Annotated in this window: 15 protein-coding genes; 4 read left to right on the forward strand and 11 right to left on the reverse strand. The window is 61.8% G+C overall.

The genetic code is table 11. The annotated features are described in order from the left end of the window. Positions 1 to 6 precede the first annotated feature (6 nt). The 5 genes from KVG88_RS05700 to KVG88_RS05720 form a co-directional block, all read right to left on the reverse strand. Positions 7 to 645: an SCO family protein gene (locus KVG88_RS05700; RefSeq protein WP_217870632.1), complete on the reverse strand. Its 639-nt coding sequence runs from the start codon at positions 643 to 645 to the stop codon at positions 7 to 9. Further along, the gene (locus KVG88_RS05705) at positions 642 to 1,295 is read right to left on the reverse strand and encodes an SCO family protein (protein ID WP_150703586.1); all 654 of its coding nucleotides are present in this window, start codon (positions 1,293 to 1,295) and stop codon (positions 642 to 644) included. Before KVG88_RS05705 ends, KVG88_RS05700 begins: the two co-directional genes overlap by 4 nt. A 13-nt stretch (positions 1,296 to 1,308) precedes the next feature. Then, a complete protein-coding gene (locus tag KVG88_RS05710; RefSeq protein ID WP_217870633.1) occupies positions 1,309 to 3,261 on the reverse strand; it encodes a YncE family protein in 1,953 nt (650 codons plus the stop codon). A gap of 153 nt (positions 3,262 to 3,414) precedes the next feature. Further along, the gene (mnxG, locus tag KVG88_RS05715) at positions 3,415 to 9,267 is read right to left on the reverse strand and encodes a manganese-oxidizing multicopper oxidase MnxG (RefSeq protein ID WP_217870634.1); all 5,853 of its coding nucleotides are present in this window, start codon (positions 9,265 to 9,267) and stop codon (positions 3,415 to 3,417) included. 206 nt (positions 9,268 to 9,473) lie between these two features. Further along, on the reverse strand, positions 9,474 to 10,082 hold the full coding sequence (locus tag KVG88_RS05720; protein ID WP_217870635.1) for a lytic transglycosylase domain-containing protein: 609 nt from the start codon (positions 10,080 to 10,082) through the stop codon (positions 9,474 to 9,476). A gap of 205 nt (positions 10,083 to 10,287) precedes the next feature. On the opposite strand from KVG88_RS05720, the gene gspG reads away from it, so the two are divergent. The 3 genes from gspG (at position 10,288) to KVG88_RS31165 (ending at position 12,719) form a co-directional block, all read left to right on the forward strand. Beyond that, a complete protein-coding gene (gspG, locus tag KVG88_RS05725) occupies positions 10,288 to 10,722 on the forward strand; it encodes a type II secretion system major pseudopilin GspG (RefSeq protein ID WP_150703590.1) in 435 nt (144 codons plus the stop codon). A 14-nt stretch (positions 10,723 to 10,736) separates the two neighbouring features. Then, a complete protein-coding gene (locus KVG88_RS05730) occupies positions 10,737 to 11,924 on the forward strand; it encodes a type II secretion system F family protein (RefSeq protein WP_150703591.1) in 1,188 nt (395 codons plus the stop codon). A gap of 150 nt (positions 11,925 to 12,074) precedes the next feature. Next, positions 12,075 to 12,719 (forward strand): hypothetical protein, encoded by a 645-nt coding sequence (locus KVG88_RS31165; protein WP_217870636.1) that lies wholly within the window; start codon positions 12,075 to 12,077, stop codon positions 12,717 to 12,719. Positions 12,720 to 12,851: 132 nt separating this feature from the next. Here KVG88_RS31165 and KVG88_RS05740 read toward each other — a convergent pair whose 3' ends face one another. The 6 genes from KVG88_RS05740 to KVG88_RS05765 form a co-directional block, all read right to left on the reverse strand. Beyond that, complete coding sequence (locus KVG88_RS05740; RefSeq protein WP_150704837.1) at positions 12,852 to 13,736, reverse strand: LysR family transcriptional regulator; 885 nt, start codon at positions 13,734 to 13,736, stop codon at positions 12,852 to 12,854. Positions 13,737 to 13,918: 182 nt separating this feature from the next. Continuing rightward, positions 13,919 to 14,545 carry an isochorismate family cysteine hydrolase YcaC gene (gene ycaC, locus KVG88_RS05745; protein ID WP_150704838.1) on the reverse strand — a complete coding sequence of 209 codons (627 nt, stop codon included), beginning with the start codon at positions 14,543 to 14,545 and terminating at the stop codon, positions 13,919 to 13,921. A 69-nt stretch (positions 14,546 to 14,614) separates the two neighbouring features. Then, on the reverse strand, positions 14,615 to 16,453 hold the full coding sequence (locus KVG88_RS05750; RefSeq protein WP_150704839.1) for an amidohydrolase: 1,839 nt from the start codon (positions 16,451 to 16,453) through the stop codon (positions 14,615 to 14,617). A gap of 9 nt (positions 16,454 to 16,462) precedes the next feature. Continuing rightward, complete coding sequence (locus KVG88_RS05755) at positions 16,463 to 17,074, reverse strand: antibiotic biosynthesis monooxygenase (protein WP_150704840.1); 612 nt, start codon at positions 17,072 to 17,074, stop codon at positions 16,463 to 16,465. 153 nt (positions 17,075 to 17,227) lie between these two features. Continuing rightward, positions 17,228 to 17,983 (reverse strand): precorrin-6A synthase (deacetylating), encoded by a 756-nt coding sequence (gene cobF, locus KVG88_RS05760; protein ID WP_217870637.1) that lies wholly within the window; start codon positions 17,981 to 17,983, stop codon positions 17,228 to 17,230. Next, on the reverse strand, positions 17,983 to 18,555 hold the full coding sequence (locus KVG88_RS05765) for a histidine phosphatase family protein (protein ID WP_150704842.1): 573 nt from the start codon (positions 18,553 to 18,555) through the stop codon (positions 17,983 to 17,985). Before KVG88_RS05765 ends, cobF begins: the two co-directional genes overlap by 1 nt. A gap of 551 nt (positions 18,556 to 19,106) precedes the next feature. Between KVG88_RS05765 and KVG88_RS05770 the strand changes: the two genes are divergently transcribed. After that, the gene (locus KVG88_RS05770; RefSeq protein WP_217870638.1) at positions 19,107 to 20,123 is read left to right on the forward strand and encodes an arginine N-succinyltransferase; all 1,017 of its coding nucleotides are present in this window, start codon (positions 19,107 to 19,109) and stop codon (positions 20,121 to 20,123) included. Positions 20,124 to 20,150: the final 27 nt, after the last annotated feature.

Consider the following 20,150-nt stretch of genomic DNA (forward strand, 5'->3'; position numbering starts at 1 on the left):
GCGGACTCAACGGCCAGCCACAGGCATTGTCAGCAACTGCAAGCGCTGGGCAATGGCCGCGGCCGGGGCATCAGGACGGATTTTACTCCAGCGTTTGTTGGCCACATCACCCACGATCAACTGTGTGGAGTGCTGCTCGGGGCTCGGGATGATCTGACCGATGCGTCCCAGTACCAGGTCCATTTGCGCTTTGTCGCCGGTAAGAAAAAGCCAGTGGGGCTCATCGACGCCCTGCTTCAAGGTGTAAGCCTTGAGTACCGCCGGTGTGTCTCGCAGCGGATCACTGGTAAGGGAGATGAAGGTGACGCCGTCCGCCTTGTCGCCCAGCGCTTCACGTACTTCTTTGAGCTTTTGGGTGATCAACGGGCAGGCATCGGTGCAACTGGTGAAAATCACATTGAGCAGCACCACGCGGTTTTGCAGGGCGTCGCTGTAGAAACGCAGGGTGTTGCCGTTCTGGTCCTGCAACGGCGTGTCGGTGAACCAGGTTTTCGCATCGCGGGTTCCCGTAGCCGGTTGTGCGGCAGCCACTGCCGGCGCCGTCGCTCCGGCCGGTGCAGCCTGCTCATGCCCTTCATGGGAAAACGCCAGAAAACTGATCAGGCAAAAACACATGGTCAGGAAGATCAAGGCGAGCGCTTTCATGGCTGGTGCTCCATGGCAATGGCGGTGTGCTTGGCGTGGGCGTTGCGCTCGCCGCTGAGTTTCTCGACTTCACGACTCAACACCGTCGGGTCGGTGAAACCGTAGTAGCGGGTCCAGTGGCGACTGTTGCCGTCACCCACCAGGATCAACGGCTGGTGATTCTTGAAGTCGCCGCTGAACGAGCCCAGTCCCTTGAGCGTTTCGTTGACCGACTGTGGTGAGCCCGTCAGCCAGCTCCAGCCCGGCCCTTTCTGGAACGTGCGCGCGTAGTCATTCAGGCGCTTGGCGTCGTCGCGCTGTGGGTCGATGCTGATCGACACCAGTTGCACCTCGGTGCCGACCCGCGCCCCGAGCTGTTTCTGCACCTTGCCCATGATCGACGACACCACCGGGCACACCGTGGTGCAGCTGGTGTAGATGAAGCTCATGACCACGATCTTGTTGCTGATCAGGTCTTTCTCCAGGCGCACGGTCTTGCCGTTCTGGTCCACCAGCGCCACGTCGGCGAACTTGACCTGGGCGCTTTCCGAACTGGCGCTTTTGGCCGGTGTGTGGCCGGCGTGTTCATCGGCCGAGTGAGCCAGTGCCTGGCCGATACCGACCGCCAACAGGCAAAGCGTCAGCAGTCCACGATGTGCAAATCGGTTCATGTCGATACCCTCTTCAATGAGCGGCGCCGGGCAGCACCCGGACGCTGGCAAAAGTCTGGTCGCCGAATTCCGCGCCCAGCGACGCGGCACGTACGTGCAGGTACCAGGCGCCCTTCTGGTCGAGGGTCACCGGTGCTTCATAAATCCCGTTGCCGACGTCCAGCGCCGCGACGATCTGAGGCCGAGAGGATGGCGCCAGGAAGTAGCGCACCTGAACATCCTTGACGCCGCTGCGCTCGACCTTCTGCTTGCCCTGCACGATGCGGAAACGCACGGTGTACGGGCTGCCCAGGGCGGCGGTGGTCTTGTCCAGCAGGAACTCCACTTTCGCCGCGCCCAGCGGCTGGTCAATCGATGGATTGGCCTGCACCACTGTGCTGAAGCAATGGATGATGTTCGGCTGATTGAGCAGGAACGCCACGTCGAAACGCCCGGCCGATGGCAACTGGATCCGCGCGCTGTACACCCCCGGCTCGACTTCGCGCAGGCTGCGATCAATGACCATCGCCGCCCGCGCCACTTGCCCGCGATTGGGGTAGCCGGACATCGGCGCGTTCATGCCCTCGGCGTAGAAGTACGTGGTGTTGTCGGTCGGGTTGACCACGAACACCGCATTGTCGTCCCGCGACACCGCCAGGCTCGACGCCAGCGGCAGGTCACCGGCCAGCCGTGGCGGTTTGGGTCCGGCTTCGAAACCCTGGGTGATCGGCTTGCGGCCTTCGCCCAGGGAAGCCAGGTTGATCATCGTCACCTTGGGCGAGGCCAGCCCACGGATGTAGGCGTAAGCCTTGGTGAACACCACTTGATAGGGTTCGGCAGCCACGTCCAGTTCGTGTATCAGCGAGTCGTTGGCTGCGTCGATCACCGAAGCCTGGTTCTCCAGGGTGTTGAGCACGACGCCGAAACGGCCATCGGCGCTGAACCCCATCGGGCCAAGTCCCTGTTTCATCTTGATCACCCGGCGCACCGACTGGCTGCTGGCGTCGACCACGGTCACCGTGCCGTCCTTGCCATCGGCCACATAGGCAGCGCCGGACAGCGACGAGTACACCACCGACAACGGGTGCGAACCGGTCTTGAGCTGTTTGCTGATGGTCAGGCTGGCGATATCGATGATGCTCACGGTGCCGTCGTCGCGGTTGGTCACGAAGGCAAAACGGCTGTCCTTGCTGAAGGCGATTTCGTGATGGCCGCTGCCGGTGGCCAGGTGTTTGAGAGTTTTCAGGCTACCGGTGTCGATCACCGTGACCCCCGATTGCTCGGCTGACGAGGCATTATTGCCCACCCACAGCAGGCGTTCGTCCGGCTGCAAGACCACGCGCACCGGGTTGCTGCCCGCCGCGACCGAATCGATGACTTTGAATTGTTCGCTGTCGATCACCGCCACTTCGCCCGCGCCGGGCATCGAGACAAACACCCGTTTGTTATCGCGTGGGGTCACCCAATCCATCGGTGCCTGTTTGATGTCGATGCGTGCCATGGTGCTGGTGATGCCGCCCACCGACACCGACGGGTCCACCACCGAAATGCTCGCATCGCGGTTCATGACCAGCAGGAAGTAGCTATTGAGGTCCAGCAACGGCCGTGCGCCGATGCTCGACTTGAGGAACACCCCGACCCGGGATTTGCAGCTCTTGTCACGGCCCTGGGCCAGGTCGGCAGCCACGGCTTCCGGGTCCAGCCAGGCGCCGGGGGCGACACCGGAAAGTGGCTGGCCGGAGGCCTTGTCGGTGACCCGGAACTGCACGTCGGCGAACTCACCTTCGCGCAGCACGCCATCATCGGCCAGCGGCCGCAACTGCAGCGCGACCGCTACGCCGTCACGCTCAAGCGTCTGGCCGGTCCAGGTGTCGGGCAACGCCACTTCGCTGAGCAAGGTCGGCGGCGTGGTACGCGATACCCCGAGCCAGATCAGCGCCCCGGCAACAACCAGCGCACAACTGGCGAACGTGATGGTCCTGTTCATGGCAAAACTCCCCTTCAGATCTGTGTCTGCCTCACTGCCCTAATGTGGGAGCGGGCTTGCCCGCGAAGAGGCCGGCACATTCACCATTGATGTGCCTGACACTCCGTCATCGCGGGCAAGCCCGCTCCCACAGGTGCTGCGTTGTTTCCATGCCTACGGCGCAGGCGCGGGCGCCGGCTCCGGCTCGTTGGTCACCCGCAACAGCCCCCACAACCCGGCGGTATTACCGAAGGACGCGTTGTCGCGGTACAGGTAGTCCCCTGCGATTGCATTGCTGCCCCCGGCGCTCGGGTGCATGAAGCTGAAGTGAGCCGCCGGCAACACGCTCTCCCGGGCGCCGATGTACATCGACATCGGGTTGTAGCCGAACTTCACTGAACCGATCCCCGGTGTGCCCATCGGGTACCCGCCCACATCGCTCTTCTCCGACACGAACGGGTTGACCGACCAGACGTGACCGTCAAGCTGGAAAGTCGAACCTCGACTGCCGCCGGACGGCATCAGGATGTGCGTGCGGAACGGTTGCCCCGGTTTGACGTAGAACACCGGTGTTTGCGGATCGCCGCCGACCAGGGCATTGCTGTAGGCCATGTGCGCGTTCGGCACGTCGCCGTAGGTGCCAGGGCTGCCGGCGTGGCCGAACGGTGCATCCGGGGCCAGGCCGAAGCGGAACCACATCGGTTCGATCTTGTAGTTGATCGCCATGCTGGCGTTGTCCTTCGGATCGTTCGGTACGCCGTTGCCTTCCGAGGCAATGCCTTCCACCGGCCGCCCGTTAGCCCAACGGGTGTTCAAGGCGCGCTGCCAGACCATCGCGAAATCACGGTAAGTGGTCTGGCCCAACGCGGTCACTGTGGCCGACGCGCGTTTGGCATCTTCAACCCAGGTGGAACCGATCGGCAGGACACTCATCGCACCGCCCAAGCCTTTTTGCGGTTGCTTGATCACGTCCGCCGGGGTGAAGTTCAAGCCGCCGAACTCCACCGCCGTGGCGTTGATGTTGTCGACATTGCGCCCCAGTTGAGTGATCGGTTTGCCTTCACGCTCCAGGTGTCCGGCGTAGTACTGATAGGTACGGGTCGGGTACGCGCCAGTGTTGCCGACGCGCGGTGGCACGGTCTGGATCGGGTTGGCGCCAACGTTGGCACCGTCGGATTTGGTGATGTCATACGCCAACAGTTGCGCGTGCAGGCCGACATGGCTCGATGGCCGCAGCAGGTTGTTGTTGAACGTGGTCGAGCCTTGGCCGTCGTTGCGGTCACGCTTGGCCAGGCCTTGCAGGATCGCAGTCTGGGCCAGGTCCGGCATCACGCTTGGCAGACGGTTTTCCAGGGTGATGTTGATGCAATCACCGGCCGCTGCGCGCAGGATCAGCGGTTCGACAGGCACACCGGGTTTCAACTTGCCGGTGATCGGGTCGAGGTCGCCCTTGCGCACATACAGGATGGCGGTAGGGTCGTGCAGCGGCCCGCTTTGCCCGCCGATGGTGAAGGTCTCGCCATCTTCCGGATCGATCACCGTGACCTGCGGAATGCTCACCGGCCGCGAGTTCAGCACCAGAGTGCCGCCCGCCGGTTTCAGCGGCCCGCCGACATGCTGGCCGAGACCCGCCGGGTCCGCGATGGACAGGCCCAGCGGATTGCTGAGGATGTCGTTGGCCAGTGCCGCGACCACTTCATAATTGCGTTGCACGGTTGGCCGGGTGCCGATGCCATTGGGGTTGGCGCCAATCCGTGGGCAAATCCCGTCGAACGCCACGGTGTTGCGCATGCCGGTCGGTTTCGGGTTGTTCGGCACCGCGAACAGATCATTGCGTTGCGCAGTGTAGTTGCGCATCACGCCCCAGATCCCGTTCCAGTAACCCTCGATGGACGCGTCCATGGTGTACAGATAATCACCGGTGGTCGCCGCCGCGCTGGAGATCATCGACACCGGCGCATTGAAGCCCATTTGCTCGGAGATCCCGACCATCTGCGACGCGCGCCAGCCGGAGTTGGAGCTGTTGCCGAAGCCGGAGCCGCTTTGCAGCCACTTCACGCCGTGCAGGGTGACGTTGTGCTCCTCTTCGTGGCCGCCGGCATGCACCCGCAGCCTGACGTTGTCGCCGGTGTAAGTACGCAGCATCGGTGTGAACGGATCGCCAGGTTCGGCGCCGCCCTTGTTGATGTGCGGCGGGAACTGCGTGGTGCCGCCGGTTGGGCCGGTGGCCGCAGTGATCAGGTTTGGCGCCAGGTTCATCGCCGGGATCGCACGGTCGGTACGGCTTTGCATGGCATACGCCAGGTCGCCGCCCAGGCCATCGGCCTGCATGCCGCGCTTGCCGTCCGGGCCGACCTTGTTCGGGTCGTACACCCGCAGGGCCAGCGGTTCGTTGCGATAGTTGACGACGAACATGCCTGGGTCATCCACCGAGATGGCTTGTGGGCAAGGCCGGCTCGGGCAACCCGGCATCACGCCGCCACGCAACTCGACTACCGCTTCGAGCAACTCGCTGGTGTTGTCGCGTACCGGTGGGTTGATGGCGTAGCGGAAGCTGTCGGCCGTGGCCGGGAACGCTTGTGGGTTCGGCACGCCATTCGGGCCGGCGCCGACGTACACACCGGCTTCATAGGCGTGCTGGAAGTCGCTGTATTCGAGGAAGAACTCACGGAAGCTGTCGTTCTTGCCGTCGCCATCCAGGTCACCGGTAGAAATCACCGCTTGCCACGAGGTCGGCCCGCCGTCCTGCCGCGCGCCACTGTACAGAGGCTCGCCGGTTTCAGCGTGGAACCAGGTGGAACCGGCCGGTTCAGCCAGGACAGTGGCGTACAGGCCAATCTGTTGGTGCGTCGATGGGCCGAGGTGGTCGTGGGTAAAGATGGTGCCCAGGCCGCGGTCGACGCCATAGGTGTTCACCACCGGATCGACGAACCAGCGCTGCATGGCCGTGCGTGCGCCCACCCAGTCAGCCCGGCCGTATTGACCGAAGAACGGGTGATTCTTGGCTTTCGGGCAGGCCGGCGTGCCGTCACGCGGGTCGGTGCCTTCGCATTGGTTGAACTCGCGAATGGCGTGGATGCGCTCTTGCACGGCACCAGGGGAAAGTACGCCGTCCTCGTAGTTCCAGCCGTTGGACGAACCATCGGCGGACACCAGGTCCCACTTCGGCAAGTGAATGTGCTGGCCGATCACGTCGGTCGGCGTGCGCACTTGGTAGTCGTCCATCTCGTAGGTGGCCGGCACCAGGTTGGTTTGCTGGTACTGCACGCAATCGAAGGTGTTCATGCGCATCACCAGAGGCTCTGGCGGACGCTGTTTGGTGATCACCGGCCAGGCGTCTTCCCACAACGCCAGGATGCGCGCTTGCGGGAAGTGGTAGCCGACCTTGTTGTACACCGCGTCGAACTGAATGTTCGCCGCTTTGTAGACCCGAGGACGGTCCGCGGTGAACGTCGAAGCGCCGAGATACGACATACCGTCGAGGCGCTCGCCACTGATGAACTCACCGGTGCCAGCACTGCTGGTCAGGCGTTTTTGCCGGTCATCCATGCACGGTTCGTAGTACGGCGCACCGGCCACCGGCAAGGCGCCGTTGGTGCGGAAGTTGCGCGCCACGATCTGGTTGCCCGGCAGCACGGCGTAGCTTGGGTGATCTTTTTTCGCGTGGAAGGCCATGGCCGCCTGTTCGACTTCGGTGCCCTCTTCGGGCATGTAGATCGGTTTGGCACGGGTCACAGTCTTGGAGAAGTCCAGCGACGTGGTGATGGTCTCGGCTTCGCCCCCGTCGGACACACCGCCCAGGGCATGACGCGGCAAGCCGCCGTCCCAGCCACCGGACTGGTTCGGATCGAGGTTGGCCCACAGGGCTTTGCCACTGGCCTTCAAGGATTGAGCGGTGGCGGCATCAAGCATGTCCAGCGGTGGGGTCGGTGGGCGTTGGCCGACCGAACTTTCCATGCCGCCGATCCAGAATGGATAGCCAGGGTTTTTCAAGGTGCCATCGGCGTTGCGGTTGGCTTCGCTGCGGTCGATCAGCGCCAGCGAGCCAATAGCCCCGGTCACGCCGCTGCCACCGTGATGTTCGCCATCATCGTCGCCTTCTTCATCGTCATCGTCGTCGTTGGCAGCCACCAGGGTTTCGCCGATTTTCGGCACGACCGCGACTTTGCCTGGCATCGGCGGCATGGCTTTACCTGGCAACGGGACCACTGCCGGAATCGGCGTGCCGGCAACGATTTCGCCATCGGGCAAGGCCCGTGCGTCCGCCGCCGGTTTGCCGCTGCGCAAGGCATACGGTTCGCTGTGGAAGCCGTCGGCGCCTTGTTGCGAGACTTCGAGTTTGGTGCCCTCTTCAAACACGTCATGCACCCGCCACATGGCCCACATGCCCTGGGCAAAGTGCGGGTAGAAGTGGCAGTGATAAATCGCATCGCCCGCGACCCGGTTACGGTTGCCCGACCCGCCGTTGGCGATTTCATAGGTGTACCCGGCGCCCGGCCCGATGCCTTGGGCATCGACGTAGTCGGAGTTGTCGTCGTTGGGGTTGAACAGCCACTGATGGCCGTGCAGGTGGAAAATATGGTGCTCGTAGCCGTTGTGCGTGTTGCGGAATTTGACGAAGTCGCCGATGTAGCTGTGGGCCACGTTCGAAGGCTCCGACGGGTACAGCGCGGTAGTCGCCTTGACCCCGACCTGATCAGCGTTCGGCGTCTGGCCGGGGGTGATGCCTTCCAGCCCGGCGTTGGCCGGTACGTCCACCAGCATCGCGACGTCGCCGACAGTGTGGGCACTGAGGAAGAACTCTTCATAGGCGCACGACAGGCAATCGTGCATCGGCCCCACGCCCAAGCGGTTGGCCAGGACCTCGGCGCCCATGCCACCGGCGCCATAGTTGATCATGAACGAGTCGCGGGTCGGCTCCAGCACATGGGCCATGACCGGGTCGGCGAAATAAGCGGGGAACGCTTGGGTCACTGCGGTTTCATCCTGGAACTGCGCGGAGAAATCGCGGAACGGCTCCAGCCGGTTGGGGATCGCCGGGTTGCGTTTGCCCAGGGCTTCCAGCGGATAGGTTGACGCGGGGAAACTGCCGTCGGCGTTGCTGCCCATGACGATGGCATCGGCTTCACTGGAAATGATTTCATTGCCGTCGACCATGTTGATGATCGGTTTACCGGCCTTGCCTTCGCGAATCCACGGCTCGCGTTGCGGATAGCGCGCCTGGTAATCGACGATCGGCTGACCGGCTGGCGTGCGCCCGGTACTGGCCAGACGCATTTCTTCTTCGGTAATAGTGTTGCGGTAGTTGCGACCGCCCTTGGGCATGACCGCTACCTGGCCGAACAGACCGTTGGCATTGTTGCCGGCCGCGCCCTCGCCACCGAATGTCGCGCCACGACTGCTTACCGTGAACGCTCCTTCGCGTTCGGCGTACAGCGTGTAGGAACGGCTGGCGCCGGGCGCTACCAGGGTGTTTGCGTTGCGCCCGGTGTAGGACGAAATGTCATCGATGCTGTTGACCGCTTGCATGCCGTTGACCTGGAAGCCAACGTGACGGTCAGCCACTTGCTCGTCGGCCTTGAACTGGGTCGCCGCGCCACCGATTTCGATGCCTTCTTCCTCTTCACCTTCCGGCTCCTCGCCGCCCTCGCTGTGGGAGCCGGGGTTGGGCTGGTAGGCCAGCAGGTTTTGCAAATTGATGGTCAGGCAGTCACCGGCAGCCACGCGCAGCACCAGCGGACGCGGGCGCTTGTCGGGCCGCAGGGACACTTTGCCCGGTACCGCAGCGCCACCCTGGTCCAGAGAAACCTGACGCTCATCGACCACGTCACGACGCAGGGCGAACATCATGCCGTTGACGTTCTGCGCACCGAGGCGGTTGAACATCAGCGGCTGGTCCAGCGCCACGACGTTCGCCACCAGATTGCGTTCACATCGCGCAGCGGCTTCAGCGAACTCGATGCCGAGCATCGAAGCGGCCAATAGCAGCCAGGGGAGTATTTGTGGAGCGTGGTAAATGCCAGTCATGATCACGGGCCTCACTGTGGGTGCTCACAGGGAATAATTCTCGACAAAACCCCTTGAGCAATCTGCATGCCATAAAAAATTCAGTGGTTTTTCAATACTTTGCGATTAGCACTTCACACGTCGGGGGAAATCCCCCACTTATTCCCCACTTTTTCCCTGGGGCCACCATGCCCCAATGTTGGGGAAACCCGCCCCAGGGTTTTCGATCACAGCGGGGCATCCGCCGCCAGTCCCTGCAAGCGCCGGTATTGGCGCAAAACGCTGGGTACATAACGCTGGGTTTCGGCGAACGGCGGGATCACTCCGCCACGGCTGAGCACCGCTTGCGGCCCGGCGTTATAGGCCGCCACGGCAAGGGCGATGTCGTTGTCGAAGAGGGTCATCAGGCGTTTGAGGTAGCGGGCGCCGCCCTGGATGTTGGCCTTGGGGTCGTAGACGTCCTTGACCCCCATTTCGCGGGCGGTGTCGGGCATCAACTGCATCAGTCCGCCGGCACCCTTGGGCGATACCGCGCTGGCGTTGTAGCTGGACTCGGCCTGGATCACCGCGTGCAACAACGCCGCCGGCAGCTGGTTGTCCGTGGCGGCCGCCGCCACCAGTTCGGCATAGGGCCGGGCGGCGATCATTTGCGGTTGCTGATCGAGGCTGACGACCGCGGCCTCGGCCTCGCGAATCACCCGCTCATACTGGCGACCGGGGCGGTGGACGTTGGACAGGACAAAGTTGCCCTTGGCGTCCACGGAAACGAACACATCAGCCTGAACAGCGCCGGCCAGCAGCATCAAACCGAGCATTCCTGTGGTGAGAGTCTTCATCGTTCTGTCTCCCCTGCCCGGCCCCGAAAAATGGGGGTAATGCCCCAATGGCCGGTCGTTTATCAGCCATACGCAAGCACTGTGCCGAAAGCGCGGAAGCCCGTACGACGGGGGTTGCAGACGCACGCCAAACCTGATGCAGACCTTTGCATGGCAATTGCATAAGCCCTTGATGCGACCCTTCTGCCGACTGTGTGAGGTCATCATGAAACAGTGTCTGCGCTTCGCCCCGCGTACCCAGCGCGGGTTCACATTGCTTGAACTGTTGGTGGTGCTGGTGGTGCTCGGGCTGTTGGCCGGCATCGTCGCGCCGAAGTATTTCGCTCAACTGGGCCGTTCCGAAGTGAAAGTGGCCAAGGCGCAAATAGAAGGCCTGGGCAAAGCCCTGGACCTGTATCGCCTGGAGACCGGCCACTACCCCTCGACCGAACAGGGCTTGCAGGCACTGGTCACCGCGCCCAGCGACGAAACCCACTGGACCGGTCCGTACTTGCAGAAGAAATTGCCGCAGGACCCGTGGGGCCGTAACTACACCTACCGCTACCCCGGTGAAAACGGCGAGTACGACCTGTTGTCGATGGGTAAGGATGGCCAACCCGGCGGCGAAGGCGAAAACGCCGAAGTCACCAGTTGGCAGTGACGGACATGGCGACCATGCGTTTTCATCTCAAAGCGGTTGGCAAGGCCGGTGTGGTTTCAATGACCGTTGAAGCACCGGGGCACAGCGAAGCCCGGCGCATCGCCGAAGACCAGGGCCTGCGGGTAGTCAGCCTGCACGCCGAGCGGCACTGGCGGGCACTGCGCCTCAAACAGCGCGAAACCTTCAACCTGGTGTTGTTCAGCCAGGAGCTGACCACGCTACTCAATGCCGGCCTGCCGTTGATCGACGCGCTGGAAAGCCTGGCGGAAAAAGAATCCGCGCCACAGGCCCGCAAAACCCTGAGCGAACTGGTGCGCCTGCTGTACGAAGGCAAATCGTTCTCCCAGGCCCTGGGCCAGTTGTCGGCGGTGTTTCCTCCCCTCTATGTGGCGCTGGTGCAGTCCAGCGAGAAAACCGGTGCAGTGGGCGAAGCCCTGGGCCGTTACGTCAGCTATCGCCAGCGGATGGACGAGGTTCGCCAGAAGATCGTCAGCGCCTCGATCTACCCCATGCTGTTGCTGGTGGTGGGCGGTGGCGTGGTCTTGTTCTTGATGGGGTACGTGGTGCCGCGCTTCAGCCTGGTGTTCGAAGGGCTGGGGTCGAACCTGCCATGGTTGTCGCAGGTGCTGATGACCAGCGGCATGTTCCTGCACGCGCATCAGGGCGAATTCTTCGGCGCCTTCATGGCCCTCGTCGTTGCCCTGGCCCTGCTCCAGCGACAGCCGTCCTTTCGTCGTGGGCTGGATCGGCTGATTGAAAAACTCCCGGCAGTGCACCAGCGCATCTTCATGTATGAGCTGGCACGTTTCTACCGCTCACTGGGAATTCTGCTACAAGGCGGCATACCGCTCGTCACCGCCATGGGCATGGTCCGCAACCTGCTCACCGTCGCCTCGCGAACGCGCCTGGATCAAGCCTGCGAGCGAGTGCGCGAGGGGCAATCCTTGTCGGCTGCGCTGGAACTCAATCACCTCGTGACCCCGGTGTCCCTGCGCCTGCTGCGCGCCGGTGAACAGTCCGGCAACCTCGGGCAGATGATGGAGCGCAGCGCCGACTTCTACGACGAGGAAATCAGCCGCTGGATCGAATGGTTCGTACGGCTGTTCGAACCGTTGCTGATGACGTTCATCGGTTTGTTGATCGGGGTGATCGTGATCCTGATGTACATCCCGATTTTCGAGCTGGCCTCCAGCATCCACTAACCCCTCTGGACCGCGGTCTGGCGGCACGTGCTCGGTTAATCGACGTGCCGACCGAATAAATCGCTGCCTTGGCGTGTTCACCGTCTGAATATGGCAGCACGTTGCAATGTTCATTCACGTTCCAACCTGAACAAGAAGACGGAGAACGACATGCACATCAACAAGCTTTTACTGGCAGTAGCTATTGGCGCGGTTTTGTCGGCGTCTACCGTACTGATTCCGGACAGCCTGTCGGGGGGGTCAACCGCTCAGGCAAGAGATGGGGGTAGTGGAGGTGGCGGCGGTGGCCACGGTGGTGGTGGCGGTGGCGGTGGCGGTGGCGGTGGTGGCCATGGTGGTGGTGGTGGCGGCGGAAGCGGTGGCGGTGGTGGTGGCGGCAATGGCGGCGGTCACGGCGGTGGTGGTGGCGGAAACGGTGGTGGTGGCAATGGCGGCGGCAGCGGTGGCAGCGGCAGTGGTCACGGCGGCAATAGCGGCAATAGCGGCAGTGGTCACAGTGGCAGTAGCGCCAGTGGTCACAGCAGCGATCATTCCGGCAACACAGCCTCAAACTCAGGACGCAGCAGCACCCATTCCGAACCGGGTGATGATCACGGCGTCCATCGTTCGGGCGACGACAACGGGGTTCATCGCTCAGGGGATGACAACGGCGTTCACCGCTCTGGCGATGACAATGGCGTCCATCGCTCAGGCGAAATCGGCGATGACCACGGTGTTCACCGGTCCGGGGAAGTGGGCGACGATCGCGGCCTGCATGCGGCGGGTGAAGTGGGCGACGACAAACGCGTTAACTGACTTGCACTCAACCCTGTAGGAGCGAGCCTGCTCGCGATGGCGTCAGCACATTCAAAATCTCTGTGCCTGACCCACCGCTATCGCGAGCAGGCTCGCTCCTACAGTTGAATGTGTAAACTTGCACCGGGCCGCCTAAACCCGATCCAGCCGCTCACGCAAAAACTCGATCAACGCCTGTACCGGTCGCGAAGACTGGCGATGTTGCGGGTACACCGCCGATAACGTCAGCGGTTCCGGCTGAAACGCTTCCAGCACCGGCACCAGCCGCCCATCCTTCAACGCCGCCCCGACGATAAACGTTGGCAAGTAAGTAATCCCCATTCCGGCAATCGCCGCGTCCTTGAGCAACTCGCCGTTATTGACCCGCATCCGCCCGGTGACATTCACGTTCAGCGGCTTGCCCTGCCCCGCGAATCGCCACTGCACCTGACGACCATGGCCGTAAGGCAGGCAATCATGCTGGTACAAATCCTCAGGCTTGAGCGGCGTGCCGCGTTCGGCGAGGTAAGCCGGGCTGGCGCAATACACGCGGTCGATGGATGCAATGCGGCGAGCGATCAACGTCGAGTCTTCAAGGGTGCCGATGCGCAATGCCAGGTCGTAGCCCTCGCCGAGCAAATCCACCGGGCGATCGCTCAAATCGACTTCCACCGTGACCTCCCGGTAGCGCTGTAAAAACACCGGCAACAGACACCCCAGATGGGCCAATGCAAACGACAGCGGCGCACTGACGCGAAGAGTGCCACGCGGTTCGGTGGTCTGCCCGGCGATGCCCTGCTCCACTTGTTCGACTTCAGCCAGCAGACGCAAAGCCGATTCGTAATAACTCTGTCCCAGAGGCGTGATGTCCAACCGCCGGGTTGATCGATTGAGCAGGCGCACGCCCAGGCGATCTTCCAATTGCATCAGGCGACGGCTGACGAATTGCTTGGACAATCCCAGTTGATCGGCGGCAGCCGTGAAACTGCCGGAATCCATCACCTGGCAAAAAATACGCATGTCTTCGAACGGGTTCATTGTCACGCCCTGGTTGACGGTCAAATGCGTTATAGCGGTTTTTACCCTTTTCAGCATCCCATCAACCTGGAAAGCAAAAGATCGCAGCCTGCGGCAGGTCCTACATTGGAATGCGTTTCCCTGTAGGAGCTGCCGCAGGCTGCGACCTTTAAGGTTGTCGGCCGAAGCCGACAGCCGATCACTTACTTGGCGGTGAAAGTGGTGTAGCTGTTGATCAGGTTGCGGTAGTTCGGGATGCGTTCGGAAAGCAGGTTGGCCAGGCCTTCCATGTCGTTGCGCCAGTCGCCTTGCAGCTCGCAGGCCACGGAGAACCAGTTCAGCAGCTGTGCACCGGCCGCCGACATGCGTGCCCACGCCGCTTGCTGCACGGTGGTGTTGAAGGTCCCGGAAGCGTCAGTCACCACGAACACGTCAAAGCCTTCAGCCAGCGCGGACAACGTCGGGAACGCCACGCACACGTCGGTCACCACACCGGCGATGATCAGTTGCTTGCGGCCGGTGGCCTTCACTGCCTTGACGAAGTCAGCATTGTCCCAGGCGTTAATCTGGCCAGGACGGGCAATGAACGGTGCATCGGGGAACTGCGCCTTGAGTTCCGGCACAATCGGACCGTTCGGGCCGCTGTCGAAACTGGTGGTGAGGATGGTCGGCAGGTTGAAGAACTTGGCAATGTCGCCCAGGGCCAGCACGTTGTTCTTGAATTCGTTGGGCGAGAAATCCTGCACCAGCGAGATCAGACCGGTCTGGTGGTCGACCAGCAGCACAACGGCATCGTCTTTGTTCAGGCGTTTGTACGGAACGTTGCTCATGGAAAAACTCCTTGGTTTATGAATGTCGCTTACAGCGCCGGCCATAACGACCGGCGTTTTTCAAGAGTGTCAGAAGGCAAAGCACGAGCAGCCAAAGGCGCCCCAGAAACCGGCGAAATCGCTGACCGGCGCATTCGACAGACGCGCCCGCTCATGGCTGTGGGAATGCACCGCACACGGGCCGCTGCACTGGTGAACCTGCGCTTGCAGGGGCGAACTCGGACGCCAGTGACCTGGCACTTTCACCACCGGCGACCAGTCCGGCAGCACCGGCACACTGGCCGGCCCGAGTTTTTCGAAATCGCCTGCGGCGTAAACGACCTTGCCGCCGACAACGGTCAACACCGACTCAATCCACTTGATTGCTTCTTCATCGACGCTGAAAAAGTCCGCGCTCAATGCCGCGACGTCGGCCAGTTGCCCGACCTTGATCTGGCCTTTCTTGCCCTGCTCGGACGAGAACCAGGCGCTGCCGTGGGTAAACAGTTCCAGCGCGGTTTGCCGCGACAAACCTTCGGCGTGCAATTCCAGGCCGCCGACGGTGCGGCCGCTGACCATCCAGTACAACGAAGTCCACGGGTTGTAGCTCGACACCCGCGTGGCATCCGTACCGGCACCCACCGGCACGCCCTCGGCAAGCATGCGCTTGATCGGCGGTGTCGCTTCAGCGGCTTTCGCACCATAACGCTCGACAAAATATTCGCCCTGGAACGCCATGCGATCCTGGATCGCAATACCACCGCCCAGCGCCCTCACCCGCTCGATGTTCTGCGGTGTAATGGTTTCGGCGTGGTCGAAAAACCATGGCAAACCGTTGAACGGGATGTCGCGGTTGACCTTCTCGAACACGTCGAGCATGCGGCTGATCGATTCGTTGTAAGTGGCGTGCAAACGGAATGGCCAGCGTTGTTCGACGAGGTGGCGCACCACCGGCTCCAGTTCGTCCTCCATGCTTTGCGGCAAGTCCGGGCGCGGCTCCAGGAAGTCTTCGAAGTCCGCCGCCGAGAACACCAGCATTTCCCCGGCGCCGTTGTGACGCAGGTAGTCGTCGCCCTGATGCAACTTTACGCTGCTGGTCCAGTTGGTGAAGTCGGTCAGCTCTTCCTTGGGTTTCTGGGTGAACAGGTTGTAGGCGATGCGCACGGTCAGTTGCTCATCCTTGGCCAACTGCTCGATCACCTGATAGTCGTCCGGATAATTCTGGAAACCACCCCCGGCATCGATCGCGCTGGTCAGGCCCAGGCGATTGAGTTCGCGCATGAACTGTCGCGTCGAGTTGACCTGATACTCCAGCGGCAACTTCGGCCCCTTGGCCAGGGTCGAGTAGAGAATCATTGCGTTGGGCCGCGCCACCAGCATGCCGGTGGGGTTGCCGTTGGCGTCACGGACAATTTCGCCACCCGGCGGATTCGGCGTGTCGCGGGTATAACCGGCCACCCGCAGTGCGGCGCGGTTGAGCAAGGCACGGTCATACAAATGCAGGACAAACACCGGCGTATCGGGTGCGGCCTGATTGAGCTCTTCCAGGGTCGGCATGCGTTTTTCGGCGAACTGGAACTCGTTCCAGCCGCCCACCACCCGCACCCATTGCGGCGTCGGTGTACGATCGGCTTGCTCTTTGAGCATGCGCAGGGCATCGGCCAGCGAGGGCACACCTTCCCAGCGCAGCTCAAGGTTGTAGTTCAAGCCGCCACGGATCAGGTGCAAGTGCGAGTCGTTGAGACCGGGAATCACGCATCGGCCCTTGAGGTCGATCACTTGCGTGCCCGATCCGCGCAGCGCCATGGCTTCGGCGTCACTGCCAACGGCAACGAACCGCCCCTCGCGAATCGCCACCGCGCTGGCGAGCGGATTCTCGCGGTCGACAGTATGAAATTGGCCATTGAACAAAATCAGATCGGCGTTCATCGCAGTTCCTTAACGTAAAGGGGAAGTGGGCTGACCGGCTTCCAGCCACGGCGCGAACAAACGCGTGGCCAGCGGCATAAAGATGTACACCACTGACAACACGATAGTCAGGGTGATCAGGAACGTGGCGACCACGTAACTGGAAAGGAAGGCGTTGAGCTGCAACAGCGGCCCCCACAGCAGTGGCACCAGCAGCGTGTGCGGGAAAATCACCAGCAGCGTGACAACCGCCTGCTTCCAGCGCGGCGCAGGCGCAGCGGTTTCACCCTGCGGCGTGAACCAGAATTCGTTGACCGGATTGACTTCGGTCTGGTCGCCATCCGCGAGCATCGGCACGGCTTCTTCGACCAGCGCTTGGCGTTGCGGCGAATCGAGCCAGGTTTGCATCGCTTCGGTGGAGCAAAAGCGCAGCACACAGGTATAGGTGTCGAGGCCTGCGTTTTTGCCACGCACCACATCCACCCCCAAGTGCCCGACGTTCTGCCCGGCCACTTTGACGATGTTGCGCAGCCAGGCTTCGTACGGCACCTCGAAACCGGGCTTGACCCGATGCTTGACGACCAAGGTGACAACTTCGTCGAACCCAGGCGTTGGTGTGCTCCGGGACTGGATTTCAGGCATAACGAAGGGCTCCGGCGAATCAAGTGGGATAACACTTGAATGGTGCCGGGAGCGCGAAGAAAAAAATTGGATGTACGTGCTCTTTTTGCCACGCCGGAAAACGCTGGGGCTGACCGTTCGGTATCGCAGGGGTGCGAACAGGTCAGCCAGGGTTCAGGGCTTGCGCAGCAAATAGGTGTCCATGATCCAGCCATTGACCAGCCGGGCAGCCTTGCGTACCCGCTCGATCTCGTCCGCCACATCCTTGAGCTTGCCGCTGATCAGGATCTCATCCGGCGTCCCGAGGTAGGCGCCCCAATAAATCTCTGTGTCCTGATCGGCCACCTGCCGGTAGGCATCCTGCGCATCCAGCATCACCACCAGGCTGTCGGCATCGCTCACCTGCCCGGCTGCCAGTCGCCGCCCCGTGGTGATTTCAACCGAGCGGCCGATTTGATTGAGCGGCACCTTGTGCTGCGCCGCCAGCGCCTGAACGCTGGTGATGCCGGGGATGACCTCGAACTCGAAAGCACAGGCACCCGTGTCGAGCATGGCCTGCAGGATTCGCACGGTGCTGTCGTACAACGCCGGGTCACCCCAGACGAGGAAACCGCCGCATTGGCCGTCAGTCATTTGCTCATTGATCAAAAGCTCGAAGGTTCGCTGCTTGGCCAGGTTCAACTCATCGACGCTGGACGTGTAGTCCACATCGCCACGCTCGCGTTCCGGGCTTTGGGCTTCGACAAAGCGATAATCGTGATCGCTGATGTAGCGTTCGCAAATTTCGCGGCGCAGGTCGATTAGCTTGTCCTTGCTCTGGCCCTTGTCCATGAGGAAAAACACGTCAACCCGGTTCAACGCCTTCACCGCCTGCATCGTGATGTAATCGGGGTTGCCGGCGCCAATGCCGATGACCAGTATTTTCTTCATCAAGCCACCCCTTCGATATCAGTGCCCGGCAAGCGCAAGCGCCAGCAACCATTGAACTGCAACTCGATAGCCGACAACGGTGCGACATCGATCAAGTTGAATGCCGGGCTTTGCAGCACATGGGTCAGCGCGGCGCGAATGACAAACGGATGGGTCACGGCGATGACATGGCCGGGGGTGCCTTGCAGCGTCACCAGCCACGCGGCGGTGCGTTCGCAGACTTGCGCCACCGACTCGCCGCCGTGCGGCGCTGTCTGCGGGTCGGTAATCCAGCGCTCAAGCAACTCCGGCTCGCCGGTTTGCACGTCATTGATTCTTTCGCCGCACCAACGCCCAAAATCGCAATCCCTCAGCGCGCTGACGACGTCCACGGTGCTGCCGAACAATTCGGCGGTTTGTCGGGTGCGCGACTCCGGGCCGCATAAAAGCCTGGGTGTGCCCTTGAATTGACTGCTGCGCGATCCCCGCGCCGATTGCCAATCCATTTCCACCGGCTCATCTGTAGGAAATCGCGCAAGTTTCTGTGCGACGGTTCGAGCGTGGCAGATCAAGGTCAAACGAGTCGCCTGCACGGAGGGTTTCTCTGTCGGTAGAAAGGATAAACGGCGTTTGACCGCCAGTTCTTAAGCAATTGTGCCGCAAGAACCGCCGTCGGGGGGCTTTTCATGGAACAGGATCAGCCATATCTGACCGTTTTATAGGCCATGGCCTACAAGACGAATGGACTTCCCCGTAGCCCTGATGCACCACAATCCAGCGCCGCTACTGAACGTTGAAATCGCACACGAAAATTAACTAGACATGTAGTGCGGCTTAAATAAATACTGCTTTCAACGGATTACCGATAGCCCACATCCAGCAGGAGCCCGGATGCCTTTATTGAAAGACCCGATCATCGATTCCGGTCTGCACCCAGATCCGTACAAGCGCCAAGACGTACACACCACAACGAGCCCTTTTGCACTGACTGAGGCGAGCACGTAGTGCGTGTGGTCATACCCGGTAACGACTGAAAAAAAGAGCGACGCCCTGCGAGGCTACCGCCGATGAAACGCGTGGAAAACCGACAGTGATTGTCAGGTTGGGTGCCCGGCACCCAGCCCATTGAGACAGGAGTGCATCCATGCTGGTCTTGCGTCCAGTGCAGTTAACCGACCTGCCCCAGTTGCAGCGCCTCGCTCACGAAAGCCTGGTGGGCGTTACGTCCTTGCCGGACGACAGCGAGCGCTTGCGCGACAAAATCCTCGATTCGTGTACGTCGTTCGAGCAAGACGTTCAGAGCCCCGGGCCGGAGAATTACTTCTTCGTACTGGAGGACCTGACCAACCGGTCTCTGGTGGGCTGTTCGGAAATCCTGGCCACTGCCGGGTTCAACGAACCGTTCTACAGCCTGCGCAATCGCCACTTCAACAGTGCCTCGCGGGAACTGAACATCGAGCACGACGTGCCGGCCTTGTCGCTGTGCCACGATCTGAGTGGCCACACGCTGCTGCGCGGTTTCCACATCGATGCCGCATGGGTGCGAACCGCCGCTTCCGAACTGTTGTCGCGAGCGCGATTGTTGTTCATTGCTGCCCATGCCCTGCGCTTTTCCGACACCGTGATCACCGAAATCGTCGGCTACAGCAGCGATGAGGGCCATTCGCCCTTCTGGGATGCCGTGGGCAAACACTTTTTCGACCTGCCCTACGTCGAAGCCGAGCGATTGTGTGGGCTGGAAAGCCGCACGTTTCTTGCCGAATTGATGCCGCAATACCCGATCTACGTGCCCATGCTGCCCCAGGCTGCGCAGGACTGCATCGGCCGGATCCACCCGGATGGCCAGGACGCCTTCGATATCCTTGAGCGCGAAGGATTCGAAACCAACAGCTACGTCGACCTCTTCGATGGCGGTCCGACCTTGTATGCCCGTACCGGCAACATACGCTCCATCGCCCAGAGCCATACCACCGAGGCCAGCCCCGGCGTATCCATCGACGCCCGTGGGCGTTATCTGGTCAGCAATGATTCGCTGGAGAATTTTCGCGCGATCGTTGCAGAACTCGACTACACCCCCGGGCAACCGGTGACCCTTGACGCCGGAATGTGTGCAGCCCTGAAGGTCACCGAAGGCCGTCACGTTCGGTTGATTGCCCTGTGAGCGTCGTTGCACGCGGTGCCCGACAAC

It is taken from the genome of Pseudomonas azerbaijanoccidentalis (genome assembly GCF_019145495.1).
Taxonomy (GTDB): Bacteria; Pseudomonadota; Gammaproteobacteria; order Pseudomonadales; family Pseudomonadaceae; genus Aquipseudomonas; species Aquipseudomonas azerbaijanoccidentalis.